26 protein-coding genes are annotated in these 23,337 nt (G+C 64.4%); 23 read left to right on the forward strand and 3 right to left on the reverse strand.

Going from position 1 to position 23,337, the window contains the following annotated elements; translation table 11 throughout:
• The first annotated feature begins 3 nt into the window (after nucleotides 1–3).
• The 7 genes from fliM (at nucleotide 4) to flhB (ending at nucleotide 4,940) form a co-directional block, all read left to right on the forward strand.
• Nucleotides 4–975, forward strand: a complete 972-nt coding sequence (gene fliM, locus OGL92_RS01400; RefSeq protein WP_263139295.1) for a flagellar motor switch protein FliM — start codon at nucleotides 4–6, stop codon at nucleotides 973–975.
• Nucleotides 976–1,045: 70 nt separating this feature from the next.
• The gene (gene fliN, locus OGL92_RS01405; protein ID WP_263139297.1) at nucleotides 1,046–1,516 is read left to right on the forward strand and encodes a flagellar motor switch protein FliN; all 471 of its coding nucleotides are present in this window, start codon (nucleotides 1,046–1,048) and stop codon (nucleotides 1,514–1,516) included.
• A gap of 3 nt (nucleotides 1,517–1,519) precedes the next feature.
• The gene (fliO, locus tag OGL92_RS01410; protein WP_263139300.1) at nucleotides 1,520–1,948 is read left to right on the forward strand and encodes a flagellar biosynthetic protein FliO; all 429 of its coding nucleotides are present in this window, start codon (nucleotides 1,520–1,522) and stop codon (nucleotides 1,946–1,948) included.
• A complete protein-coding gene (fliP, locus tag OGL92_RS01415) occupies nucleotides 1,948–2,703 on the forward strand; it encodes a flagellar type III secretion system pore protein FliP (RefSeq protein WP_263139302.1) in 756 nt (251 codons plus the stop codon). Before fliO ends, fliP begins: the two co-directional genes overlap by 1 nt.
• A 12-nt stretch (nucleotides 2,704–2,715) precedes the next feature.
• Nucleotides 2,716–2,985, forward strand: a complete 270-nt coding sequence (gene fliQ, locus OGL92_RS01420; RefSeq protein WP_263139304.1) for a flagellar biosynthesis protein FliQ — start codon at nucleotides 2,716–2,718, stop codon at nucleotides 2,983–2,985.
• A gap of 6 nt (nucleotides 2,986–2,991) precedes the next feature.
• Nucleotides 2,992–3,771, forward strand: coding sequence for a flagellar biosynthetic protein FliR (gene fliR, locus OGL92_RS01425; protein ID WP_263139305.1), 780 nt, complete (start codon nucleotides 2,992–2,994; stop codon nucleotides 3,769–3,771).
• A gap of 32 nt (nucleotides 3,772–3,803) precedes the next feature.
• Nucleotides 3,804–4,940, forward strand: a complete 1,137-nt coding sequence (flhB, locus tag OGL92_RS01430; RefSeq protein WP_263139307.1) for a flagellar biosynthesis protein FlhB — start codon at nucleotides 3,804–3,806, stop codon at nucleotides 4,938–4,940.
• Between the two features lie 72 nt (nucleotides 4,941–5,012).
• On the opposite strand, the gene sodC is transcribed toward flhB, so the two are convergent.
• Nucleotides 5,013–5,534, reverse strand: a complete 522-nt coding sequence (gene sodC, locus OGL92_RS01435) for a superoxide dismutase [Cu-Zn] SodC (RefSeq protein ID WP_263139309.1) — start codon at nucleotides 5,532–5,534, stop codon at nucleotides 5,013–5,015.
• Between the two features lie 245 nt (nucleotides 5,535–5,779).
• On the opposite strand from sodC, the gene flhA reads away from it, so the two are divergent.
• The 14 genes from flhA (at nucleotide 5,780) to OGL92_RS01505 (ending at nucleotide 19,930) form a co-directional block, all read left to right on the forward strand.
• The gene (flhA, locus tag OGL92_RS01440) at nucleotides 5,780–7,909 is read left to right on the forward strand and encodes a flagellar biosynthesis protein FlhA (protein WP_263139320.1); all 2,130 of its coding nucleotides are present in this window, start codon (nucleotides 5,780–5,782) and stop codon (nucleotides 7,907–7,909) included.
• Nucleotides 7,910–7,924: 15 nt separating this feature from the next.
• Entirely contained in the window at nucleotides 7,925–9,253 is a 1,329-nt protein-coding gene (gene flhF, locus OGL92_RS01445; RefSeq protein WP_263139327.1) for a flagellar biosynthesis protein FlhF, read from the forward strand.
• 73 nt (nucleotides 9,254–9,326) lie between these two features.
• Nucleotides 9,327–10,163 (forward strand): flagellar synthesis regulator FleN, encoded by an 837-nt coding sequence (fleN, locus tag OGL92_RS01450; protein ID WP_263139329.1) that lies wholly within the window; start codon nucleotides 9,327–9,329, stop codon nucleotides 10,161–10,163.
• Nucleotides 10,160–10,906 carry an RNA polymerase sigma factor FliA gene (gene fliA, locus OGL92_RS01455; RefSeq protein ID WP_263139332.1) on the forward strand — a complete coding sequence of 249 codons (747 nt, stop codon included), beginning with the start codon at nucleotides 10,160–10,162 and terminating at the stop codon, nucleotides 10,904–10,906. Before fleN ends, fliA begins: the two co-directional genes overlap by 4 nt.
• An 85-nt stretch (nucleotides 10,907–10,991) precedes the next feature.
• The gene (locus tag OGL92_RS01460; RefSeq protein WP_263139333.1) at nucleotides 10,992–11,366 is read left to right on the forward strand and encodes a chemotaxis response regulator CheY; all 375 of its coding nucleotides are present in this window, start codon (nucleotides 10,992–10,994) and stop codon (nucleotides 11,364–11,366) included.
• Nucleotides 11,367–11,385: 19 nt separating this feature from the next.
• Nucleotides 11,386–12,174 (forward strand): protein phosphatase CheZ, encoded by a 789-nt coding sequence (locus OGL92_RS01465; protein ID WP_263139335.1) that lies wholly within the window; start codon nucleotides 11,386–11,388, stop codon nucleotides 12,172–12,174.
• A gap of 11 nt (nucleotides 12,175–12,185) precedes the next feature.
• Entirely contained in the window at nucleotides 12,186–14,423 is a 2,238-nt protein-coding gene (locus OGL92_RS01470) for a chemotaxis protein CheA (RefSeq protein ID WP_263139338.1), read from the forward strand.
• A 43-nt stretch (nucleotides 14,424–14,466) separates the two neighbouring features.
• Complete coding sequence (locus OGL92_RS01475; protein ID WP_263139341.1) at nucleotides 14,467–15,567, forward strand: chemotaxis response regulator protein-glutamate methylesterase; 1,101 nt, start codon at nucleotides 14,467–14,469, stop codon at nucleotides 15,565–15,567.
• Nucleotides 15,567–16,307, forward strand: a complete 741-nt coding sequence (locus tag OGL92_RS01480) for a flagellar motor protein (RefSeq protein WP_263139343.1) — start codon at nucleotides 15,567–15,569, stop codon at nucleotides 16,305–16,307. Before OGL92_RS01475 ends, OGL92_RS01480 begins: the two co-directional genes overlap by 1 nt.
• Nucleotides 16,308–16,309: 2 nt before the next feature.
• Nucleotides 16,310–17,197, forward strand: coding sequence for a flagellar motor protein MotD (motD, locus tag OGL92_RS01485; protein WP_263139345.1), 888 nt, complete (start codon nucleotides 16,310–16,312; stop codon nucleotides 17,195–17,197).
• Nucleotides 17,198–17,248: 51 nt separating this feature from the next.
• Nucleotides 17,249–18,037: a ParA family protein gene (locus tag OGL92_RS01490; RefSeq protein WP_263139346.1), complete on the forward strand. Its 789-nt coding sequence runs from the start codon at nucleotides 17,249–17,251 to the stop codon at nucleotides 18,035–18,037.
• An 87-nt stretch (nucleotides 18,038–18,124) separates the two neighbouring features.
• Complete coding sequence (locus OGL92_RS01495) at nucleotides 18,125–18,952, forward strand: CheW domain-containing protein (RefSeq protein ID WP_263139350.1); 828 nt, start codon at nucleotides 18,125–18,127, stop codon at nucleotides 18,950–18,952.
• Between the two features lie 98 nt (nucleotides 18,953–19,050).
• Complete coding sequence (locus OGL92_RS01500; protein ID WP_143488746.1) at nucleotides 19,051–19,530, forward strand: chemotaxis protein CheW; 480 nt, start codon at nucleotides 19,051–19,053, stop codon at nucleotides 19,528–19,530.
• A 1-nt stretch (nucleotide 19,531) separates the two neighbouring features.
• Nucleotides 19,532–19,930: a DUF2802 domain-containing protein gene (locus OGL92_RS01505; RefSeq protein WP_263139355.1), complete on the forward strand. Its 399-nt coding sequence runs from the start codon at nucleotides 19,532–19,534 to the stop codon at nucleotides 19,928–19,930.
• A gap of 13 nt (nucleotides 19,931–19,943) precedes the next feature.
• Here the strand turns inward: OGL92_RS01505 and OGL92_RS01510 are convergent, their stop codons facing one another.
• On the reverse strand, nucleotides 19,944–20,282 hold the full coding sequence (locus OGL92_RS01510) for an EscU/YscU/HrcU family type III secretion system export apparatus switch protein (RefSeq protein WP_263139357.1): 339 nt from the start codon (nucleotides 20,280–20,282) through the stop codon (nucleotides 19,944–19,946).
• A complete protein-coding gene (locus OGL92_RS01515; RefSeq protein ID WP_263139359.1) occupies nucleotides 20,279–21,817 on the reverse strand; it encodes a flagellar hook-length control protein FliK in 1,539 nt (512 codons plus the stop codon). Before OGL92_RS01515 ends, OGL92_RS01510 begins: the two co-directional genes overlap by 4 nt.
• Before the next feature lie 211 nt (nucleotides 21,818–22,028).
• Between OGL92_RS01515 and ccmA the strand changes: the two genes are divergently transcribed.
• Together ccmA and ccmB are read left to right on the forward strand one after the other, a co-directional pair.
• On the forward strand, nucleotides 22,029–22,658 hold the full coding sequence (ccmA, locus tag OGL92_RS01520; protein WP_263139361.1) for a cytochrome c biogenesis heme-transporting ATPase CcmA: 630 nt from the start codon (nucleotides 22,029–22,031) through the stop codon (nucleotides 22,656–22,658).
• On the forward strand, nucleotides 22,655–23,326 hold the full coding sequence (gene ccmB / locus OGL92_RS01525; RefSeq protein WP_263139363.1) for a heme exporter protein CcmB: 672 nt from the start codon (nucleotides 22,655–22,657) through the stop codon (nucleotides 23,324–23,326). The genes ccmA and ccmB overlap by 4 nt, the downstream gene beginning before the upstream one ends.
• The last annotated feature ends 11 nt before the right edge of the window (nucleotides 23,327–23,337 follow it).

Consider the following 23,337-nt stretch of genomic DNA (forward strand, 5'->3'; position numbering starts at 1 on the left):
ACGATGGCCGTACAAGACCTGCTGTCCCAGGACGAGATCGACGCGCTGTTGCATGGCGTGGACGATGGCTTGGTGGAAACCGAGGTCGATGCCGACCCCGCCAGCGTCAAGAGCTACGACCTCACCAGCCAGGACCGGATCGTCCGTGGGCGCATGCCCACCCTGGAAATGATCAACGAGCGTTTCGCCCGCTACACCCGCATCAGCATGTTCAACCTGTTGCGCCGTTCCGCCGACGTCGCGGTCGGCGGCGTGCAGGTGATGAAGTTCGGCGAGTACGTGCATTCGTTGTACGTGCCCACCAGCCTCAACCTGGTGAAGATGAAGCCGCTGCGCGGCACCGGCCTGTTCATCCTCGACGCCAAGCTGGTGTTCAAGCTGGTGGACAATTTCTTCGGCGGCGACGGCCGCCACGCGAAGATCGAGGGCCGCGAGTTCACCCCCACCGAATTGCGCGTGGTGCGCATGGTGCTCGACCAGGCGTTCGTCGACCTGAGCGAAGCCTGGCACGCGGTGCTGGACGTGAATTTCGAATACATCAACTCGGAAGTGAACCCGGCGCTGGCGAACATCGTCAGCCCCAGCGAGGTGGTGGTGGTCTCCACCTTCCACATCGAGCTGGATGGCGGCGGCGGCGACCTGCACGTGACCATGCCCTACGCGATGATCGAGCCGATCCGCGAGATGCTCGACGCCGGCTTCCAGTCCGATGTGGATGACCAGGACGAGCGCTGGAACAAGGCCCTGCGCGAAGACATCCTCGACGTCAGCGTGCCGGTCAGCGCCACCGTGGTACGCCGCCAGCTGCGCCTGCGCGACATCCTGCACATGCAGCCGGGCGACGTGATCCCGGTGGAAATGCCGGAACACATGATCATGCGCGCCAACGGCGTACCGGCCTTCAAGGCCAAGCTGGGGGCGCACAAAGGCAACCTTTCCCTGCAAGTGGTCGACTCCATCGACCGGCAGCGCTGAGGGCACGCCCTTCCTTTCGCGCGACCGCCCGGCGGTCGCCACGCATCAAAGAGTTGGACGAGGTCAACGAATGGCAGACGAACAGGAACAGACTTCCCCCGAGGAGCAGGCGCTGGCGGACGAGTGGGCCGCCGCGCTGGCCGAGGCCGGCGACGATGCCAGCCAGGCCGATATCGACGCGATGATGAGCCAGGCCGCCCCGGCCGCTCCCGCCGCCCCGCGCGTGCCGATGGAGGATTTCGCCAGCATGCCGCGGGCCAATGGCCCGGTCAGCCTGGACGGTCCCAACCTGGACGTGATCCTGGATATCCCGGTGTCCATCTCCATGGAGGTCGGCAACACCGATATCACCATCCGCAACCTGCTGCAGCTCAACCAGGGCTCGGTGATCGAACTGGACCGCCTGGCCGGCGAGCCGCTCGACGTGCTGGTCAACGGAACGCTGATCGCCCATGGCGAGGTGGTGGTGGTCAACGAGAAGTTCGGCATCCGCCTGACCGACGTGATCAGCCCCAGCGAACGCATCAAGCGGCTGCGCTGAGCCATGCGCGCACTGATCGCTCTTCTCGCCGCGCCTGCCGCCGCGTTGGCGGCCGAGCCGGCCAAGGTGGCCGCGCCGACCCTCGCCGGCAGCGGCGTGGGCGGGCAGTTATTGCAACTGTTGGTTGGCCTGTTCCTGGTGGTGGGCCTGATCTTCCTGCTGGCCTGGCTGCTGCGCCGGGTCCAGCGCCTCAGCCCGCGTTCCGGCGGGCAGGTGATCAAGCTGATCGCCAGCCAGGCCCTCGGTCCCCGTGATCGCCTGGTGCTGGTGCAGGTCGGTAGCGAACAGGTACTGCTGGGCCTGAGCGCCGGACGCATCGCGCCGTTGCACGTACTCAAGGAGCCGGTGCATCTTCCCGATGCCGAACCGGCCAGTGCGGAATTCGCCCAGCGCCTGATGGAGTTGCTCGGCAAGGATAAGGACAAGACTTGATGGGTGTCTGGCGTTTTCTCATCGCGCTGGTGCTGGTGGCCTGCGCGCCCCTGGCGCTGGGCGCCGACAATCCCTTGTCGATCCCCGCGATCACCCTGAGCACCAACACCCAGGGCCAGCAGGAATACTCGGTCAGCCTGCAGATCCTGCTGATCATGACGGCGCTGAGCTTCATCCCGGCGTTCGTCATGCTGATGACCAGTTTCACCCGGATCATCATCGTGTTTTCCATCCTGCGTCAGGCCCTGGGATTGCAGCAGACGCCGTCGAACCAGATCCTGCTCGGCCTGGCGCTGTTCCTGACCCTGTTCATCATGGGCCCGGTGTTCGACCAGATTAACCGCGAGGCGCTGCAGCCCTACCTGAACGAGCAGATGACCGCCCAAGTGGCGATCGACAAGGCGCAGGGGCCGCTGAAGAACTTCATGCTGGCGCAGACCCGCGAATCCGACCTGGAGCTGTTCGTGCGCTTGTCCAAGCGCACCGACATCGCCACGCCCAACGATGCGCCGCTGACCATCCTGGTCCCGGCGTTCGTCACCTCGGAGCTCAAGACCGCCTTCCAGATCGGCTTCATGATCTTCATTCCCTTCCTGATCATCGACCTGGTGGTGTCCAGCGTGCTGATGGCCATGGGCATGATGATGCTGTCGCCGCTGATCATTTCCCTGCCGTTCAAGATCATGCTGTTCGTCCTGGTGGACGGCTGGGCATTGATCATCGGCACCCTGGCCAGCAGTTTCGGCGGTGTGTAACGGAGGCTCGAAATGACGCCCGAAGTCGCGGTTGACCTGTTCCGCCAAGCGCTGTGGCTGACCGCCATGATGGTGACCGTGCTGGTCATCCCGAGCCTGCTGGTGGGGCTGGTGGTGGCGATGTTCCAGGCGGCGACGCAAATCAACGAACAGACCCTGAGCTTCCTGCCGCGCCTGCTGGTCATGCTCTTCACCCTGATCTGGGCCGGGCCTTGGCTGACCCGGGAGTTCATGGAGTACATGCAGACGCTGATCCAGAACATCCCGCAGTTGATCGGCTGATCGGCGATGCTGGAATTGAGCAATGCGCAGATCGGCGGCTGGGTGGGCAGCTTCACCCTGCCGCTGTTCCGCGTGGCCGCCTTCCTGATGACCATGCCGCTGATCGGTACCAGCCTGGTGCCGGTGCGGGTGCGCCTCTACCTCTCGCTGGCGTTCTGCATTGTGTTGATGCCGGTGCTGCCGCCGATGCCCGAGGTGGACGCCATCAGCTTCAAGGCCTTCACCCTGATCGCCGAACAGATCCTGGTGGGCGCCATGCTGGGGTTCACCTTGCAGTTGTTCTTCCACGCCTTCGTGGTCGCCGGGCAGATCATCGCGGTGCAGATGGGCCTGGGCTTCGCCTCGATGATCGACCCGACCAACGGGGTCTCGGTGCCGGTGATCGGGCAATTCTTCACCATGCTGGTGACCCTGCTGTTCCTGGCCATGAATGGCCACCTGGTGGCGTTCGAGGTGCTCGCCGAAAGCTTCGTCACGTTGCCGGTGGGCGGCGGGGGGCTGACCAGCCAGCATTATTGGGAACTGGCCGGCAAGCTGGGCTGGGTCCTGGGCGCCGGCCTGTTGCTGGCATTGCCGGCGATCACTTCGCTGCTGGTGGTCAACCTGGCCCTCGGGGTGATGACCCGCGCGGCGCCGCAATTGAACATCTTCAGCATTGGCTTCCCGCTGACCCTGGTCCTGGGCCTGGTCATCGTGTGGTTGAGCATGGCGGACATCCTGTCGCAGTATCAGGTCCTCGCCAGCGATGCCCTGCAGATGCTGCGCGAACTGGCGCGGGCTCCATGACCGCGGCGTCGATGCACGGGAGGCGGTGATCCATGGCCGAGAGCGAAAGCGGTGCCGACAAGAGCGAGGAGCCCACGGAGAAACGGCGTCGAGAGACCCGTGAAAAGGGCCAGATCGCCCGTTCCCGCGAGCTGAACACCCTGGCGGTGACCCTGGCGGGAGCGGGCGGGCTGTTGGTCACCGGCGGCAGCCTGGCGAACATGATGATGGGGCTGATGCGCTTCAACTTCAGCCTGCCGCGCGAGGCCCTGCTCGACGAGGGCTCCATGGTCCTCTGGTTGGTCGATTCCGGGAAGATGGCGCTGGACGCGATCATGCCCCTGCTGCTGACCCTGCTCGCCGCCTCCATCATCGGCCCCATCGCCCTGGGCGGCTGGCTGTTCTCGGCGGAGGCCATGGCGCCCAAGTTCAGCCGGATGAACCCGCTGGAAGGGCTCAAGCGGATGTTCTCGCCGAAGGCCCTGGTGGAGTTGTTCAAGGCCCTCGGCAAGTTTTTCGTCCTGCTGCTGGTGGCGTTGGGCGTGTTGATCTCGGATAAGCATGCCTTGCTCAGCATTGGCAGCGAGCCCCTCGACCAGGCGATCATGCACAGCGTCCAGGTGGTCGGTTGGAGCGCCCTGTGGCTGGCGTGCGGGTTGATCATCATCGCCGCGGTGGACGTGCCTTACCAGCTCTGGGACAGCAAGCAGAAGCTGATGATGACCAAGCAGGAGGTCCGCGACGAATACAAGGACAGCGAGGGCAAGCCCGAAGTCAAGTCGCGTATCCGCCAATTGCAACGGGAGGTCGCCGAGCGGCGGATGATGGCCGCGGTGCCGGATGCCGACGTGGTGATCACCAACCCGACCCACTTCGCGGTGGCGTTGAAATACGATCCCAGCAAGGGCAATGCGCCGGTCCTGCTGGCAAAGGGTGGCGACTTCCTGGCCCTGAAGATTCGCGAGATCGCCCAGGAAAACAAGGTCACCCTGATGGAGTCGCCGGCGCTGGCACGGGCGGTGTACTACTCCACCGAACTCGATCGCGAGATTCCCGCGGGGCTCTATCTGGCGGTGGCGCAGGTGTTGGCCTACGTCTATCAGTTCAAGCAATTCCGCGCCGGCAAGGGCAAGCGCCCCGCGCCCTTGAAGGACGTTCCGATTCCGCCGGATCTGCGGCGCGACGAGTGAAGGGACTGGGTCGAGGGAAAGGGTAGGTCGAGGCAGCGGTTGGACGGCCGCGGGGCGGCCGTCCGGGTAGGGTTACTGGATCACGCCGCAAGCGATGCGGGCGCCACCGCCGCCGACCGGCTTGGGATGATCGGAGTGGTTGTCCCCGCCCTCGTGGACCATCAGCGCATGGCCTTTGATCTCGTCGAGGCTTTTCAGGCGTGGCGCGAGCACCGGCTGATTAGCCTTGCCATCCGCCGTCACCAGCAGCGCGGGCAGGTCGCCGAGATGGCCGGCGCCCCAGGGCTCGCCGTGGGTGGCGGTGTTCTTCGGGTCCCAGTGGCCGCCGGCGGCTTCGGCCGCGGAGGGCTTGCCTTCCTTTTCCGCCGAGGCGCAGCTCGGGTTGGCGTGGATGTGGAAACCGTGCACGCCCGGCTTCAGGCCACTGAGGTTGGGCCTGAACACCAGGCCGTAGTCGGTGCTTTCGACGCTGACACTGCCGACGTTCTTGCCGATGCCCTTGGCGTCTACCGCCGTCAGGGGAACGTTGAGGGTTTCCGCTTGTACGGCCATTACCGAGCAACCGGCCAATGCCGCGATCATCCATTTCTTCATCGAAGAGACTCCCGTCAGTGTTTCATCCGGACATCCGGGTGGATGCCCCGTGTGCAGTCTGACTCGCCCGGGCCGCCAGGGTTCGGCTTGGCTGCCGGCGGTCCGCCATGGCAATCAGGAACCCTGGCCTGGAAGGCGCGCCGGCCGGACCTCCGGCGAAAGGCGCTGCAAGTTGGTGAGGTTCTTGCACTGACCCTGTCGGGCGGAATATCCGCGTCAAAAGTTTGAATCGCCGGGGTATCCACGTGGCAGTCGACCGTTCTCAATTGATCAGTTCCTTCCGCAGCAGCGCGCAGGGCCTGAGTCGCGGCAACCTCGGCGTACCGCTGCTGGTGCTGACCATGCTCGGCATGATGACCTTGCCGGTCCCGCCGTTCCTGCTCGACGTCTTCTTCACCTTCAACATCGCCCTGTCCATCGTGGTCCTGCTGGTCAGCGTGTATGCCCTGCGGCCGCTGGACTTCGCCGTATTCCCCACCATTCTGCTGGTCGCCACCCTGCTGCGCCTGGCGCTGAACGTCGCGTCGACCCGGGTGGTGCTGCTGCATGGCCAGGAGGGGCACGAGGCCGCGGGCAAGGTGATCCAGGCGTTCGGCGACGTCGTGGTCGGCGGCAACTACGTGGTGGGTGCGGTAGTGTTCGCCATCCTGATGATCATCAACTTCGTGGTGGTCACCAAGGGCGCCGGGCGGATTTCCGAGGTGAGCGCGCGATTCACCCTGGACGCCATGCCCGGCAAGCAGATGGCCATCGACGCCGACCTCAACGCCGGCCTCATCGAACAGGCCGAAGCCAAGCGGCGTCGGGTGGAAGTGGCCCAGGAGGCCGACTTCTACGGCTCCATGGACGGCGCCAGCAAGTTCGTCCGCGGTGACGCCGTGGCTGGCCTGCTGATCCTGTTCATCAACCTGATCGGCGGCATGGCCATCGGTATGTTGCAGCACGGTCTGGGCTTCGGCGACGCCGGGCGCATCTATGCCTTGTTGACCATCGGTGACGGCCTGGTCGCCCAGATTCCCTCGCTGCTGCTGTCCACCGCCGCGGCGATCATGGTGACCCGTGTGTCCAGTTCCGAGGACATGGGGCAACAGGTCAACCGGCAGATGTTCGCCTCGCCGAAGGCCCTGGCGGTCTCGGCGGCCATCCTCATCGCCATGGGCCTGGTGCCGGGCATGCCCCACGTCTCCTTCCTCGGGCTCGGCCTGATGGCCGCGGGTGGCGCTTACTGGATCTGGAACAAGCATCGCAAGACCGAAGTGGCCGCAGCCCAGGAAGTCCAGCGCCAACAAGAACTACTCCCCGCCCAGCGTCCGCAGGAAACCAAGGAACTGGGCTGGGACGACGTGACCCCGGTGGACATGGTCGGCCTGGAAGTGGGGTACCGGTTGATTCCTCTGGTGGACCGCAACCAGGGTGGACAACTGCTCGCGCGGATCAAGGGGGTTCGCAAGAAGCTCTCCCAGGAAATGGGCTTCCTGATGCCCTCGGTGCATATCCGCGACAACCTCGATCTGCTGCCCAACGCCTACCGGCTGACCCTCATGGGCGTCAGCGTCGCCGAGGCGGAGGTCTATCCCGACCGCGAGCTGGCGATCAACCCGGGACAGGTGTTCGGCACCCTGAACGGCATCGCCGCCAAGGACCCGGCGTTCGGCCTGGAAGCGGTATGGATCGACGTTGCCCAGCGCGACCAGGCGCAGACCCTCGGCTACACCGTGGTGGACGCCAGCACCGTGGTGGCCACGCACCTGAACCAGGTCCTGCACAAGCATGCCCACGAGCTGCTGGGGCACGAGGAAGTCCAGCAACTCATGCAGTTGCTGGCGAAGAGTTCGCCCAAGCTGGCCGAGGAACTGGTCCCGGGTATGGTCTCGTTGTCGACCCTGCTCAAGGTCTTGCAGTCGTTGTTGCAGGAGCAGGTGCCGGTGCGGGACATCCGGACCATCGCCGAGGCCATCGCCAACGTCGCACCGAAGAGTCAAGATCCCGCCGCGATGGTGGCGGCGGTTCGCGTCGCGCTGTCCCGCGCAATCGTGCAGAACATCGTGGGACTAGAGCCCGAGCTGCCTGTGATCACCCTCGAGCCCAGGTTGGAACAGATATTGCTCAACAGTCTACAGAAGGCCGGGCAAGGCTCCGAGGACGGCATCCTCCTCGAACCGGGCATGGCCGAGAAACTGCAACGTTCTCTGGTGGAAGCGGCACAGCGTCAGGAAATGCTCGGCAAGCCGGCGATCTTGCTGGTGGCCGGTCCGGTTCGTGCGATGCTTTCGCGCTTCGCGCGTCTCGCGGTACCGAGCATGAATGTGCTGGCGTACCAAGAAATCCCGGATAACAAGCAGGTCACCATCGTCGCCACCGTGGGTCAGAATTAACCGAGGTTCCAGGCCATGCAAGTCAAACGCTTCTTTGCCGCCGATATGCGTCAAGCCATGAAGCTGGTCCGCGACGAATTGGGCGCGGACGCTGCGATCATCGGTAATCGCCGGGTAGCCGGCGGCGTCGAGCTGACCGCTGCGCTGGATTACCAGACCCCGACGCCGCCACCCGCGAAGGCTTTGCCGAATCCGGCCTTGGAAGCGGAGTTGCGCAAGACCCAGGCGCGCCTGGCGAATGCCAAGACCGAACTGAGCATCCGTGCCCAGGACGCCGGCCTGAAAGACCGTCAAATGTTCGCCGCCGAGGCTGCCGGCATGCCGCCGGACAGCCTGGCGGCGGTGCTGCGCCAGCAACGCGCGCCGGCCAAACCGGCCGCCGCGGCCGAGGCGGGCGGCGACAAGATCGCCCTCGACGCGATGCGCAGCGAATTGCTGGGCTTGCGCGAACTGATCGAAGTGCAGTTGGGCTCCATCGCCTGGGGCCAAGTGCGCAATCGCCGTCCGCAGGAGGCGGGGCTGTGGCGCCGCCTGCAACGCATGGGGCTGTCGGCGGAGCTCTCCAGAGCCCTGTTGGACCGCGTGGCGCCCATCGACGAACCGCGCCTGGCCTGGCGGAACCTGCTGGCGCATTTCGCCCGGGCGATCCAAACGCCCAAGCTGGAACCGCTCGAGGAAGGTGGGGTGATCGCGCTGGTGGGCCCTGCCGGCATGGGCAAGACCACCACGCTGGCGAAACTGGCGGCGCGTTATGTGCTGAAATATGGCGCGCAGAGCATCGCGTTGGTGAGCATGGACAGCTACCGTATCGGTGCCCAGGAACAATTGAAGACCCTTGGGCGCATTCTCAACGTGTCCGTGACCCAGGTGGACCCGGGCGAATCCCTGACCCAGGCATTGGCACCGCTGGCGCGCAAGCGCGTGGTATTGATCGATACCGCCGGCTTGCCCGCCAACGACCCGGGATTGCGCATGCAACTGGAAAGTTTGGCCAGCCGCGGGGTCAAAGCGAAGAATTATCTGGTTTTGGCAACGACCAGCCAGAGCCAAGTGCTGAAGGCCGCCTACCATAGTTACAAGCGCTGCGGTCTTTCCGGGTGCATCCTGACCAAGCTGGACGAGGCCGCGAGCCTTGGCGAAGCGTTAGGCCTGGCCATCAGCCAGCACCTGCCGGTAGCCTATGTGACGGACGGGCCGCGAATCCCCGACGATCTGCAGGTATCGCGCAGTCATCAGTTGGTCAGCCGGGCGGTCAGCCTGCAGGCGCCGGAAGAGCCGAGCGAAGAAGCGATGGCCGATCTGTTCGCCGGTTTGTACGAAAACCCGGCGCGGCGTGTTGGATGAACAATCAGCCCTTTCCCCGAAAGCGGCTTAGCGAGCCAAGTGGCCTGTCGACGTTACAAGGTGTGTAAAAACCATGGGTAGTATGCATCCCGTTCAGGTGATCGCAGTGACCGGCGGCAAGGGCGGCGTCGGCAAGACCAATGTGTCTGTGAACCTGTCCCTGGCACTCGCCGACCTTGGCCGGCGGGTCATGTTGCTGGATGCCGACCTGGGGCTCGCCAACGTCGACGTCCTGCTCGGCCTGACGCCCAAGCGCACCCTCGCCGACGTGATCGACGGCGCCTGCGAATTGCGCGACGTGTTGATCCCCGGCCCCGGCGGTATCCGTGTGGTGCCCGCGGCGTCCGGCACCCAGAGCATGGTCCAGCTCTCGCCCATGCAGCATGCCGGCCTGATCCAGGCGTTCAGCGACATCAGCGAGAATCTCGATGTGTTGGTGATCGACACCGCGGCCGGCATCGGCGACGCAGTGGTGAGTTTCGTCCGCGCGGCCCAGGAAGTGATGGTGGTGGTGTGCGACGAGCCGACCTCCATCACCGACGCCTATGCGCTCATCAAATTGCTCAATCGCGACTACGGCATGAATCGCTTCCGCGTACTGGCCAATATGGCGCACAGTCCGCAGGAGGGTCGCAATCTCTTTGCTAAGCTCACCAAGGTGACCGATCGTTTTCTCGACGATGTCGCGCTTCAGTACGTCGGTGCGGTGCCCTACGATGAGTCGGTGCGCAAGGCAGTGCAGAAGCAGCGCGCGGTCTATGAAGCTTTCCCGCGCTCGAAATGCGCACTGGCGTTCAAGGCGATCGCCCAGAAAGTCGACAGTTGGCCGCTTCCGGCCAACCCGCGCGGCCATCTGGAGTTCTTCGTCGAGCGACTGGTGCAGCAACCGATCGCGGGAACGGCGGTATGACAGCAGCCACTGGATTCCTTATGTATAACAAGGCCAAGGCGCGGGACTCGCAACATCTACTGATCGAACGCCACGCGCCGCTGGTCAAGCGCATCGCCTATCATTTGCTGGCCCGGTTGCCGGCCAGCGTACAGGTCGAGGACCTGATGCAGGCGGGGATGATCGGTCTGCTGGAAGCGTCCAAGAAATACGACGGCAGCAAGGGTGCGAGTTTCGAAACCTACGCCGGCATCCGCATCCGTGGCGCCATGCTCGACGAGGTGCGCAAGGGCGATTGGGCCCCGCGTTCGGTACATCGCAACACCCGGATGGTCAGCGACGCGATCCGCGCGATCGAGGCGCGCACCGGCCGGGATGCTAAAGATCAAGAGGTTGCGGCCGAACTTAAATTGAGTCTCGAGGATTACTACGGCATTCTGAGCGACACTTTGGGCAGCAAGCTGTTCAGCTTCGACGACCTGTTGCAGGACGGCGAGCACGGCGGGTTGCAGGAAGACAGCGGAATCACCCATCTCGAGCCTTCACGCGATCTGGAAGACGACCGTTTCCAGGCGGCGCTGGCGGATGCCATCGCCAACCTGCCTGAACGCGAGCGGCTGGTGTTGTCGCTGTATTACGACGAAGAGCTGAATCTCAAGGAAATCGGTGAAGTGCTGGGGGTCAGCGAATCGCGGGTCAGTCAGTTGCATAGCCAGTGCGCGGCGCGCCTGCGTGCACGTCTGGGCGAGTGGCGAGCGAGCTGAACGGCACGGCCGGTTTCACGATTGATCGGCGCAGTCAGATAATGAATGCGTTTAGGACTGTACGGAGGTCGACTTGGACAAGAACATGAAAATCCTCATCGTTGACGATTTCTCGACGATGCGACGGATCATCAAGAACCTCTTGCGCGATTTGGGTTTCACCAATACCGCCGAGGCCGACGATGGCACCAGTGCGCTGCCGATGTTGCACAGCGGTAACTACGACTTCCTGGTCACCGACTGGAACATGCCTGGGATGACCGGCATCGACCTGCTTCGCGCAGTGCGTGCCGACGAAAGACTGAAGAACCTGCCCGTGTTGATGGTCACCGCCGAAGCCAAACGCGATCAGATCATCGAGGCGGCTCAAGCCGGGGTGAATGGCTACGTGGTCAAGCCATTCACCGCCCAGGTGCTGAAAGAGAAGATCGAGAAGATCTTCGAGCGGGTAAACGGCTGATGTCTGCGGCGAGGGCGCTATGGTGCAAAACGATTCGCAATCGGTCGACTTCGAGTCGACCCTGAAAACCCATGCCCGCCAATTGGTCGACAGCCTGGAAAAAGGCAACTTCGGCGAGGCGGTGCAACTCATCCACGAGCTCAATCATGCGCGTGATCGCGGTCTTTATCAGGAAGTAGGCAAACTCACACGCGAACTGCACAACGCGATCGTCAATTTCCAACTCGATCCGCGCCTGCCTCACGCCACCGAAATTTCCCAGATATCCGATGCGACCGACCGCCTGGCCTTCGTCGTGCAAATGACCGAGAACGCGGCCAATCGCACTATGGATCTGGTCGAGGAGAGCGCGCCGCTGGTCAATGGATTGGCAGATGAGGCGCGCAACCTCAGCGACGATTGGGGGCGTTTCATGCGCCGCGAACTGGGGCCCGACGCTTTTCGCGATCTCGCCAAGCGAATAGAGCAATATTTTGCGCGCAGTCAACGCGACAGCGAGCAACTTTCCGCTAAGTTGAACGATATTCTGCTGGCGCAGGACTTCCAGGACCTCACCGGCCAAGTGATCAAGCGGGTCACCAAGTTGGTTACCGAAGTGGAGAGCAATCTGCTGAAGCTGGTGCTGATGGCCAGCCAGGTCGACCGTTTCGCCGGTATCCAGCACGACCACGAAGAGTTGCGTGCCGAGCAGGAAAAACTACAAGCGCCATCTCATGGTGAAGGACCACAGATTCACGCCGCCACGCGCGAAGACGTGGTATCCGGTCAGGACGATGTCGATGATCTGCTATCCAGCCTTGGATTCTAGGGAGCACCCACATGAGCTTCGGCGCCGATGAAGAAATCCTCCAGGATTTCCTGGTAGAAGCCGGCGAGATTCTCGAGCAGTTGTCCGAGCAGTTGGTGGAACTCGAAAGCCGCCCGGACGACATGGACCTGCTCAACGCGATTTTCCGCGGGTTCCATACCGTCAAGGGCGGTGCCGGTTTCCTCCAGCTGCATGAGCTGGTGGAGTGCTGCCACATCGCGGAGAACGTGTTCGACATCTTGCGCAAAGGGGAGCGCCGTGTGGATGCGGAGCTCATGGACGTCGTGCTGGAAGCGCTCGACGCCGTGAATGGCATGTTTAGCGAGGTGCGCGAGCGCACCGAACCGACCCCGGCCTCGCCCGAGTTGCTGGCCGCCCTGGCCCGTCTGGCGGAGCCCGCCAGCGCCGTTCCTGCGCCCGTCGCCGAAGCGCCCGTGGCGGAAGCGCCTGCGCCAGCCGCCGCTCCCGCGGGGTCCGATATCACCGACAGCGAGTTCGAACAATTGCTGGATGCCCTGGGCGACCAGGCGCCTTCCGCGACCCCCGCTCAGCCGAGCAATTCCGACGAAATCACCGACGATGAATTCGAGAACCTGCTCGATCAACTGCACGGTAAAGGTCAGTTCTCCGCGAGTGCGGAAACCTCTCCGCCTCCCGCGCCCCCCGTGGCCGTTCCGAATCCCGGCGGGGGCGACGAGATCACCGACGACGAATTCGAGGCGTTGCTCGACCAATTGCATGGCAAGGGCAAGTTCGCCACGGCCAGCGAAGAGCCGGCGCCGGTAGCGGTGGCTCCAGCGCCCGCTCCAGCCTCAGCCCCGGGTGCAGGCGACAACATCACCGACGACGAATTCGAGGCATTGCTCGACCAGTTGCATGGCAAGGGTAAGTTCGTTCCGCCTGCCGAGCCGGCGCCCGCCGCACCGGCCAAGCCCAGCGCACCTGAAAAGCCGGCCCCCGTAGCCGCCAAGCCCGAACCCAAAGCCCCCGCACCTGCCGCCAGGCCCGCGCCCGCGCCGGCTTCGTCCGCGCCTGCGCCTGCCGCCCATCCGGCCGGCGACAAAGCGCCTGCCACCAGCGAAGGTGAAACCACCGTCAGGGTGGATACCGCTCGGCTCGACGAAATCATGAACATGGTCGGCGAGCTGGTGCTGGTACGGAACCGCCTGGTTCGCCTGGGGCTCAACAGCGGCGACGAGGCCATGTCCAAGGCGGTGTCGAACCTCGACGTGGTGACCGCGGATCTGCAGACCTCGGTGATGAAGACGCGGATGCAGCCGATCAAGAAGGTCTTCGGCCGCTTCCCCCGTCTGGTCCGCGACCTTGCGCGCAACCTGAAGAAAGAGATCAACCTGGAGCTGGTGGGGGAGGAGACCGATCTCGACAAGAACCTCGTCGAGGCGCTGGCCGATCCGCTGGTCCACTTGGTGCGCAACGCGGTCGACCACGGTATCGAAACCCCCGACGAGCGCGAGGCGGTCGGCAAGCCGCGTACCGGTCGCGTGGTGTTGTCTGCGGAGCAGGAGGGCGACCATATCCTGCTGTTGATCACCGACGACGGCAAAGGGATGGATGCCAACCTGTTGCGTTCCAAGGCAGTCGAAAAAGGCCTGCTGGACAAGGATGCGGCGGATCGCCTGACCGACCTGGAATGCTACAACCTGATCTTCGCGCCGGGCTTTTCCACCAAGACGGAAATCTCCGACGTCTCCGGCCGTGGCGTCGGCATGGACGTGGTGAAGACCAAGATTTCCCAGCTCAACGGTACCGTCAACGTCTTCTCCACCAAGGGCCAGGGTTCGAAGATCGTCATCAAGGTTCCGCTGACGCTGGCTATCATGCCGACCCTGATGGTGATGCTTGGCAACCAGGCGTTCGCATTCCCGCTGGTCAACGTGAACGAGATCTTCCATCTGGACCTGTCGCGGACCAACGTCGTCGACGGCCAGGAGGTGGTGATCGTCCGCGACAAGGCGCTTCCCTTGTTCTATCTCAAGCGCTGGCTGGTGCGTAGCGCAGCCCATGAAGAGCAGGGCGAGGGGCATGTGGTGATCCTGTCCGTGGGTACCCAGCGCATCGGCTTCGTGGTCGACCAGTTGGTCGGGCAGGAAGAGGTGGTGATCAAGCCGCTGGGCAAAATGCTGCAAGGCACTCCTGGAATGTCTGGCGCTACCATTACCGGTGACGGGCGCATCGCCCTGATTCTCGACGTGCCGAGTATGCTCAAGCGATACGCGCGTCGCGTCTGATCGTTCTGGCTGGCCCGAGAGGGCCGGCCGCTTAGGAGTGTGTATGCCAGTCAAGGTTCTGGTCGTGGATGATTCCGGTTTCTTCCGCCGCCGCGTTTCGGAAATCCTGTCCGCCGATCCCAACATCACCGTAGTGGGAACCGCGACCAACGGCCGCGAGGCCATCGATCAAGCGTTGGCCCTCAAGCCCGATGTCATCACCATGGACTACGAGATGCCGACCATGGACGGCATCACCGCGGTGCGCAACATCATGCAGCGGTGTCCGACGCCGGTATTGATGTTCTCGTCGCTCACCCACGAAGGCGCCCGGGTGACCCTGGATGCGCTGGACGCCGGCGCGGTCGACTACCTGCCGAAGAATTTCGACGACATCTCGCGCAACCCCGACAAGGTCAAGACGCTGCTGTGCGAGAAAGTCCACACCATCGCCCGCAGCAATCGACGCTTCAGCAGCTTCAGCACGCCGACGGCACCGGCCCCCGCGGCGAGCCCGTCCCCGGCGCCCAGCGGCTCCCCCGCGCCCGCGCGGCCGACCGCCGGGGCGTCCGCTCCGGTCGCGACCCCGAGCCCCAAGCGCAAGGCCTACAAGCTGGTGGCGATCGGCACCTCCACCGGCGGCCCCGTGGCCTTGCAGCGGGTGCTCACCCAGTTACCCGCGAATTTCCCCTCGCCAATCGTCTTGATCCAGCACATGCCGGCAGCCTTCACCAAGGCGTTCGCCGAGCGCCTGGACAAGCTCTGCCGGATATCCGTCAAGGAAGCGGCGGACGGCGACGTGCTGCGCCCCGGAACAGCCCTGCTGGCGCCGGGCGGCAAGCAGATGATGGTGGATGCGCGGGGCGTGGTGAAAATCCTCCCCGGCGATGAGCGCCTGAACTACAAGCCGTGCGTGGATATCACTTTCGGCTCGGCCGCCAAGTCGTTCAACGACAAGGTGCTGGCCGTGGTACTAACCGGCATGGGCGCCGACGGTCGCGAAGGTGCTCGCTTGCTCAAACAGGGCGGCAGCCAGGTATGGGCGCAGGACGAAGCCAGTTGCGTCATCTATGGCATGCCCATGGCGGTGGTGAAGGCCAACCTGGCCGATGCCATCTACGGTCTGGACGATATCGGTAGGCACCTGACGGAGACCTGCCTCTGATGGATGTACTCAGCATCATCGGGGTGGTTCTGGCTTTCGTCGCCATCATCGGCGGCAATTACCTCGAGGGTGGCCACGCGGGCGCCTTGTTGAACGGGCCCGCCGCGTTGATCGTGGTGGGCGGTACCCTGGCGGCGGCACTCTTGCAGGCACCGATGAGCGTATTCAAGCGGGCGCTGGCGGTGCTGCGCTGGATTTTCTTCCCTCCGCAGATCGACCTCGCGGGCGGCATCACTCGGGTGGTCGGCTGGAGCCTCACCGCGCGCAAGGAAGGCCTGCTGGGGCTCGAGTCGGTGGCCGATACGGAGCCCGACAGCTATTCGCGCAAAGGCTTGCAGTTACTGGTGGACGGCGCCGAACCCGAAGCCATCCGAAGCATCCTCGAGGTCGACCTGTATACCCAGGAGTGCAGGGACATCCAGGCTGCCAAGGTGTTCGAGAGCATGGGCGGCTACGCGCCGACCATCGGCATCATCGGCGCGGTCATGGGTTTGATCCACGTGATGGGTAACCTGGCCGATCCCACCCAGCTCGGCAGCGGGATCGCGGTGGCCTTCGTGGCGACGATCTATGGGGTGAGCTTCGCCAACCTGCTGTTGCTGCCCATTGGCAACAAGCTCAAGGCGATCGTCATGCGTCAATCGCGCTACCGCGAGATGTTGCTGGAAGGCATCCTGTCCATTGCCGAGGGCGAGAACCCTCGCTCCATCGAGCTGAAGCTGCAAGGCTTCATGGACTGACCATGGCCCGTCGGCGCCGCGAGGAAGAACACGAGAACCACGAGCGTTGGCTGGTTTCCTACGCGGACTTCATCACCCTGCTGTTCGCCTTCTTCGTGGTGATGTATTCGATCTCCTCGATCAACGAAGGCAAGTACAAGGTGCTCTCGGATAGCCTCGTGGGGGTGTTCAGTGACCCGCAACGCTCGATCAAGCCAATACCCGTCGGCGAGGAACGGCCGAAGACCACCGAGCCGGATCATTCGCTGGTGGATGACAATCCCCAGGCCGAAGCCGTAGTGGGGGACACCGCGAAGGATCCGCTGCAAGCCATCGCCGCCAGCGTGCGGGAAGCGTTCGGCGACATGATCATGAGCGATCAATTGACCATCCGCGGCAACGAGCTGTGGGTGGAGATAGAGCTGAGTTCCAGCCTGCTTTTCCCCAGTGGCGATGCCATTCCCAACGACGCGGCCTTCACCATCATCGAAAAGGTTGCCAAAATTCTGGCACCTTTCGAAAATCCCGTGCATGTCGAGGGTTTCACTGACAATCTTCCGATCAAGACGGCCCAGTTCCCGAGTAACTGGGAGCTTTCGGCGGCGCGTTCGGCGAGCATCGTTCGCTTGTTGGCGATGGGCGGCGTGAACCCTGGGCGCCTGGCTGCGGTGGGGTATGGGGAATTCCAGCCCGTCGCGGACAATGCCAGCGCGGAAGGTCGCGCGAAGAATCGCCGGGTGGTCCTGGTGATCTCGCGCAATCTCGAAGTCAGGCGCAGCATCAGCGGGGTGGGAAGCGCCAATGCGCAGCCCGACGACGCGCTCAAGCGTGCTGGCACGCAACCTGCACCTCAGCCTGCAGGGCCGGCGCCTGCTGCGGGCGCCGTCAATTCTCCGTCGTCCGCTCCCTGAGGGCGGGCGCCTGTTCTCGGTCAGGATTCGCTCTGCCGGGAGGACGTGAAAATGAGAGTCTGGGCAGTAGCCAACCAAAAGGGTGGGGTCGGCAAGACCACCACCTCCATCGCCCTGGCGGGTTTGCTGGCGGACGCCGGCAAGCGCGTCGTCGTGGTCGATCTCGATCCCCATGGGTCGATGACCAGTTACTTCGGCCACGATCCGGACACTCTGGAACACAGCAGTTTCGACCTCTTCCTGCATCAGGGCGCGGTGCCCAACGGCCTGCCGCAGCAACTCCTGCGCTCTACCAGCCACGAACGTATCGCCTTGCTGCCCTCCAGCACGGCGCTGGCCACCCTGGAGCGCCAATCCCCCAGCCAGAGCGGGCTCGGCCTGGTGCTCGCGAAAAGCCTGGCGCAGCTCTGGCAGGACTTCGACCATGCGATCATCGACAGTCCGCCGTTGCTCGGAGTACTCATGGTGAACGCGCTGGCGGCCAGCCAGCAGCTGGTGATCCCGGTCCAGACCGAGTTCCTCGCCGTCAAGGGCCTGGAGCGGATGGTGAGCACGCTGGCCATGATCAACCGCTCGCGCAAGCAAGCCTTGCCCTATAGCATCGTGCCCACCCTGTTCGATCGGCGCACCCAGGCTTCGCTGAACACCTTGCGGATGCTGCGTGACAGCTACCCGGAGCATCTGTGGCCGGCCTACATTCCCATCGATACCCGCTTGAGGGATGCCAGCCGGGCTGGCTTGACCCCATCGCGCTTCGACGCCAACAGCCGTGCGGTGATCGCGTACCGCGCCTTGCTCAAGCACCTGCTCAACCAGCAAATGGCGGCGCAGGTAGCATGAGAGGCCGGCCTGTGCTGAACTGTGGCGCTCAAGTCCGAGCCATGTCCGGCCGATAGGCTGTTCAGTGTCTTTTCGCAGGTTTCCATCATGAGCCGCAGTACAGTTACCGCCACCCGCCCGCAAATCGCCTTGCAAACCTACCTGGACGCCTTGCTCCAGGAGGCCACCCTCGAGCTGGAGCAGAGCGTCAGCCTCGACGAATTCGAAGCGGCGGTGCTCGAGGAGCAGGTGAGGGACGCGCGCCTGGCGTCGCCGGTCCAGGCCGAGCCCAGGGTGGAAGCACCGGTCGCAGTGGCAGCCCCCGAGCCCGAGGTGGTCGCGCGGGCCGAGGCGCCCCTGGTGGTTCCGGTGGCGGCTCCGGTACAGGTGGTCGTCGAGCCGGTCGCCGAACTCGGTGTGCCCAGTGCCGCCGTGGTTCCGCCCTCGGCCGCCTTGCTGGCGGATGGGCGGCCGGCCTGGGCGGCGGAATCGTTCGAGTGCCTGCTGTTCGACGTGGCGGGCCTGACCCTCGCGGTCCCGTTGATCTGCCTGGGCTCCATCTATCCCCTGGATGGCACGGAGTTGACGCCGCTGTTCGGCCAGCCCGACTGGTTCCTCGGCATCCTGCCCAGCCAGGCGGGCAATCTCAAGGTGCTGGATACCGCCCGCTGGGTCATGCCCGATCGCTATCGCGACGACTTCCGTGCCGGCCTGCAATACGTGATTTCCGTCGAAGGCTACGAATGGGGGCTTGCGGTTCACCAGGTCAGCCGTTCGATCCGTCTCGATCCCAACGAAGTCAAATGGCGCAGCCAGCGCAGCCAGCGTCCCTGGCTCGCCGGGACCGTGATCGAACATATGTGCGCCTTGCTGGACGTGTCCGCTTTGGCCGAACTGATCGCCAGCGGCGCCATCAAGCGAATGCGTCTGAATTGATCGAAAGGGAGCCTGCCGCGCCAAGGGGCTCTATAGTGATGACAACGGGGCTTACCCGCGCATGCCGCGACCCGCGGTTCTAGACGAGGCTAGGGAACATGAAGAAGACGTCCGCACAGGGTTCCGAAGATCCCATTCTGCAATGGGTGACTTTTCGCCTGGACAACGAGACTTACGGCATCAACGTGATGCAGGTGCAGGAAGTGCTGCGCTACACCGAGATCGCCCCGGTCCCGGGAGCGCCCAGCTACGTACTGGGGATCATCAACCTGCGCGGCAACGTGGTCACCGTGATCGACACCCGCCAGCGTTTCGGCCTGTCCTCGGCCGCGGTGACCGACAATACCCGGATCGTCATCATCGAGGCCGACAAGCAAGTGGTCGGCATTCTCGTCGACAGCGTGGCCGAAGTGGTCTACCTGCGGCAGTCCGAGGTGGAAACCGCGCCCAACGTCGGTAACGAAGAGTCGGCCAAGTTCATCCAGGGCGTTTGCAACAAGAACGGCGAGCTGCTGATCCTGGTCGAGCTGGACAAGATGATGAGCGAGGAAGAGTGGTCCGAGCTGGAGAGCATCTGACTTGCTGGAGATCGCGCTGATCGGCCTTGCAGTCTTCTGCTTCGCGTTGTTGGGCGGCACCTGTCTTTGGCTGGCGATGAGCCTGCGTCAGCAGGCGCAATTGCAGCTGGAGCGCGATGCGCTGCGCGATCAACGGATCAAGGAACTCGGCAAGCGCTTGGATACCTACCTGACCGGTAGCGTGCGCATGGGGGAAGAGCTGCAGGACCTGCGGCGCATCGTGGCGCCCTTGCCCGACAAGCTCAGCCAGATCGAGCAGCGCGATCCCAACAGCCTGTCCTTCACCCAGGCCGCCCGCCTGGTGGGGATGGGCGCCAGCGTCGACGACCTCACCCACTCCTGCGGCCTCTCCAAGGCCGAAGCGGAACTGGTCAGCAAGCTGCACCAAGTCCGGCGCTGACCCATTCATTCGCTCACCGCGGCGGCCCCAGCAGTGGCAGCGGCGGAGGACTCACATCCCGCTCGTTTTCCCTTTCGCTGAAGCCTTCCGGACACTTTCCTTTTAGGTACCAGGCAAACGCGATGATTTCCGCGATGGTGCGATACAGCGCCTCCGGGATCGCGTTGCCCAGCTCCAGGCGGGCGAGCAGGCGCACCAGCTCGGCGTTCTCGTAGATGGGCACGTCGTATTGCCGCGCGATGGCGAGGATTTCCTCCGCCAAGGCGTCGTCGCCCTTTGCGCTGAGGCTGGGGGCGCTTTGCCCGTCATAGGACAGCGCAATCGCCTGGCGCGGTGTCTTGGTATCGCTCATGCGGTTTCGTCGATCCAGCGTTGTTCCAGGGAGGTCCGCGTACCTTGCGGCGGCGTGCCTTGCCGGCATGCCAGCTCGCCCACGGACAAGCCGGCGGCGAGCAGGCGGTCCCGCAGGTTGGGCAGTTCGCCGTCGATCAGGCGCGCGGTGTTCTCCCGCTCCGCCCACATCTGGCTGGAGATGTTGCCGCGCAACAGTTGCGCCTGGACCTGAAGGGGGCCGAGCGGCGCCAGGTCGAAGGCCAGCTCGACACGCCACATGGGGTCTTTCTGCTCGTTTTTCTGAGCCGTCTCTTCCCGCTGCACCTTTACCTGCAGCGGTATGACGTCCTGCTGCTGGCGCATGGGCAGCTCCAACTGCCAGGTGGTCACCAGGTTGCCGTCCGGACCCACCTGGCTCTGCGCCAGGCTGGACAATTGATGGGTCTGCAAGCGCGAGACCGCGGCGGCGGCGAGTTTCAGCAGGCCCTCCAGGTCCCCTTCGTTTTCCATCGCCTGCACCAGCCGGGTCGGTAGCGGGAAGCTCAGGCCTTGTTGGCGCAAGCCATTCTGTCCCAGGGCGCCGAGGGCATTGCGCAGGAAAGCCGGCAAGGCCTGGGTGAAGACGGCCGCGGAATTGGCGGAGGAGGGCAGGGCCGCCCCGGCGCCGGGCAGATTGGGTAGCAACTGAGCGATCAGGCGCAGCAGGTTGGCTTTCAAATCCTGGGAAAGCGCGGCGGTCTGCCCCGCCAGCAACTTGGCTTCCAACAGCAGGCCGCTATCGCCCATGGCCTTGGACAGCCTGCCAGGGTCGCCAAGGCTATGGATGTCCGGCAGCGAGTCCAGCAAATCCCCCAGAGAAGCTTTGAGGTCGTCGGGAAGGTCGGCGCCACCCAAGCCCTGGAGCGCCTTCACCAGGGTATCCAGGGAGCCCTGGCGGCTTTGCTGGCCGGCCAGTTGCTGGCTGACTTCCAACTGGTCGAGCTGGCTGGTCAGCGGCATGAACAGCAGGGACTGGGCGTCGCGCACCTGGGCGGTCAGCAGGCTGCCCAGGGGCAGCGCCTGGGGGCTGTCCAGGGCGATGCGCTGGCCCGCCAGGGGGCCATCGAGCAATTTGGCGACGAGGCGAAACAGTGTCTGCTGGGTTTGTTCCTGGAGGATCTGCTGGCTGCCGACCACCTTGCCTTGCAGCAGGGTGCCCACCGGGATCTGGTCGAGATCGAGGCTTTCCAGCGGTTGCTCGCTGCCGGGCAGCAAGGCCATCGCCAGGCGGGTTTCGGACAGCGCGGTGACGCTCAATGCGGTGCCGGGGGGAAGGGGGCGCGCGCTGTCGGCCTGGACGGTCGCCTCACGGCCGTTGTCCAGGGTCAGCTTGAGCAGCACCTGGAAGCTCTGGGCACCTTCCTCGACGGCGATCACTTCCGCGTTCGCGCTCTGTCCGGGAGCGAGCAGGCCTTCCAGCGGCTGCAGGAGTTTCAGCGCGAGATCGGTACCGGCGCCGATGCGTGCCGGTGGCGGACTCGGAGGAATGGCGCGAGGGCTGCTGATTTCGGACATCACTGGCTACAACCTGTCGAAAAGCCCGCTTCGGGGTCGGGATATGCCATGTATAATGCCGCCCCGTCCGGGCGGCCGCATCGACCTGTTTCACTATAGCGGCCGCCGCCCCACTGACTTGAATGCACGGCCGCCGCGCCGCTGTTCGCCCAGCCTAGCCCTTGCAGACGCGCACGTCGCCTTCATTCCGTTTCGTTGGATAGCCATTGCCGTGACCCTTCCCTTTCTCGAAACCCTGGATCTCGCCTGCGAGCGGGATTGGCGGTTGCTGTTCGAGGGCCTGGAGCTGCGCTTGCGGGCGGGCGAGATGTTGCAGGTGAGCGGGCCCAACGGCAGCGGCAAGACCAGCCTGTTGCGCCTGCTCGCCGGGTTGATGTCGCCGAGCGCCGGCGAGGTCCGCCTGCATGGCCGGCCGATCCGCCGCGGAAGCCTCGGTGGCGAACTGCTGTGGATCGGCCACGCCGCCGGCATAAAGGGTTTACTCAGCGCCGAGGAGAACCTGGCCTGGCTTTGCGCATTGCATCGGCCGGCGACCAGGGAAGCGATCTGGCGGGCCCTGGCCGAAGTGGGGCTGCGCGGTTTCGAGGATGTGCCCTGCCATACGCTGTCCGCCGGTCAGCAACGGCGGGTCGCGCTGGCGCGGCTGTATCTGGATGCGCCGGCTTTGTGGATACTCGACGAGCCTTTCACCGCCCTGGACAAGCAGGGCGTGTCGCAACTGGAGGCTCATCTGGCGCGGCATTGCGAGGCCGGAGGGTTGGTGGTGTTGACCACCCATCACAGCCTTCTGGAAAAGCCGTCCGCCTATCGCGAGCTTGACCTGGGGCAGCGTGCCGCATGACGAGTCCCTTTATGCTGCTCATCGCCCGCGAGGCGCGGTTGCTGTGCCGGCGGCCGGCCGAAGTGGCCAATCCGCTGGTGTTCTTCGCCATCGTGGTAGCGCTGTTCCCGTTGGCGGTGGGGCCGGAGATGCAGCAGTTGCAGAGTCTCTCGCCCGGGCTGGTATGGGTCGCCGCCCTGCTGGCGGTCTTGCTGTCCCTGGACGGGCTGTTTCGCAGTGATTTCGAGGACGGCTCGCTGGAGCAGTGGGTCGTTTCGTCGCACCCCCTGCCGCTTCTGGTTCTGGCGAAGGTGCTGGCACACTGGTTGTTTTCCGGGCTGGCGCTGGTGCTGTTGGCGCCTCTGCTCGCGCTGATGCTGGGGCTGCCCGGGCGCTGTCTGCCGGTGCTCCTGCTGTCGCTCTTGCTGGGTACCCTGGCGCTGAGCCTGCTCGGCGCGGTGGGCGCGGCGCTCACCGTCGGGCTCAAGCGCGGCGGTCTGCTGCTGGCGTTGCTGATCCTGCCGCTATACATCCCGGTGCTGATCCTCGGCAGCGGGGCGTTACAGGCGGCATTGCAAGGATTGCCGAGTGCCGGTCACCTGCTGTGGCTGGCCAGCCTCACCGCCCTGGTGGTGACGCTGACACCTTTTGCGATCGCCGCCGGCCTGACCATCAGCGTCGGCGAATAAGAAATGACCGG

It is taken from the genome of Pseudomonas sp. RIT-PI-AD, from assembly GCF_025642785.1.
Taxonomy (GTDB): domain Bacteria; phylum Pseudomonadota; class Gammaproteobacteria; order Pseudomonadales; family Pseudomonadaceae; genus Pseudomonas_T.

Coding starts and splice junctions, on each gene's coding strand:
- OGL92_RS01475 (WP_263139341.1), top strand. CDS start 14,467: ATGCCAGTCAAGGTTCTGGTCGTGGATGATTCCGGTTTCTTCCGCCGC.
- OGL92_RS01495 (WP_263139350.1), top strand. CDS start 18,125: ATGAGCCGCAGTACAGTTACCGCCACCCGCCCGCAAATCGCCTTGCAA.
- motD (WP_263139345.1), top strand. CDS start 16,310: ATGGCCCGTCGGCGCCGCGAGGAAGAACACGAGAACCACGAGCGTTGG.
- fliO (WP_263139300.1), top strand. CDS start 1,520: ATGCGCGCACTGATCGCTCTTCTCGCCGCGCCTGCCGCCGCGTTGGCG.
- flhF (WP_263139327.1), top strand. CDS start 7,925: ATGCAAGTCAAACGCTTCTTTGCCGCCGATATGCGTCAAGCCATGAAG.
- OGL92_RS01510 (WP_263139357.1), bottom strand. CDS start 20,282: ATGAGCGATACCAAGACACCGCGCCAGGCGATTGCGCTGTCCTATGAC.
- OGL92_RS01490 (WP_263139346.1), top strand. CDS start 17,249: ATGAGAGTCTGGGCAGTAGCCAACCAAAAGGGTGGGGTCGGCAAGACC.
- OGL92_RS01470 (WP_263139338.1), top strand. CDS start 12,186: ATGAGCTTCGGCGCCGATGAAGAAATCCTCCAGGATTTCCTGGTAGAA.
- flhB (WP_263139307.1), top strand. CDS start 3,804: ATGGCCGAGAGCGAAAGCGGTGCCGACAAGAGCGAGGAGCCCACGGAG.
- OGL92_RS01500 (WP_143488746.1), top strand. CDS start 19,051: ATGAAGAAGACGTCCGCACAGGGTTCCGAAGATCCCATTCTGCAATGG.
- sodC (WP_263139309.1), bottom strand. CDS start 5,534: ATGAAGAAATGGATGATCGCGGCATTGGCCGGTTGCTCGGTAATGGCC.
- fliA (WP_263139332.1), top strand. CDS start 10,160: ATGACAGCAGCCACTGGATTCCTTATGTATAACAAGGCCAAGGCGCGG.
- OGL92_RS01460 (WP_263139333.1), top strand. CDS start 10,992: ATGAAAATCCTCATCGTTGACGATTTCTCGACGATGCGACGGATCATC.
- fliM (WP_263139295.1), top strand. CDS start 4: ATGGCCGTACAAGACCTGCTGTCCCAGGACGAGATCGACGCGCTGTTG.
- OGL92_RS01480 (WP_263139343.1), top strand. CDS start 15,567: ATGGATGTACTCAGCATCATCGGGGTGGTTCTGGCTTTCGTCGCCATC.
- ccmB (WP_263139363.1), top strand. CDS start 22,655: ATGACGAGTCCCTTTATGCTGCTCATCGCCCGCGAGGCGCGGTTGCTG.
- fliP (WP_263139302.1), top strand. CDS start 1,948: ATGGGTGTCTGGCGTTTTCTCATCGCGCTGGTGCTGGTGGCCTGCGCG.
- OGL92_RS01515 (WP_263139359.1), bottom strand. CDS start 21,817: ATGTCCGAAATCAGCAGCCCTCGCGCCATTCCTCCGAGTCCGCCACCG.
- OGL92_RS01465 (WP_263139335.1), top strand. CDS start 11,386: ATGGTGCAAAACGATTCGCAATCGGTCGACTTCGAGTCGACCCTGAAA.
- fliR (WP_263139305.1), top strand. CDS start 2,992: ATGCTGGAATTGAGCAATGCGCAGATCGGCGGCTGGGTGGGCAGCTTC.
- fleN (WP_263139329.1), top strand. CDS start 9,327: ATGGGTAGTATGCATCCCGTTCAGGTGATCGCAGTGACCGGCGGCAAG.
- fliN (WP_263139297.1), top strand. CDS start 1,046: ATGGCAGACGAACAGGAACAGACTTCCCCCGAGGAGCAGGCGCTGGCG.
- fliQ (WP_263139304.1), top strand. CDS start 2,716: ATGACGCCCGAAGTCGCGGTTGACCTGTTCCGCCAAGCGCTGTGGCTG.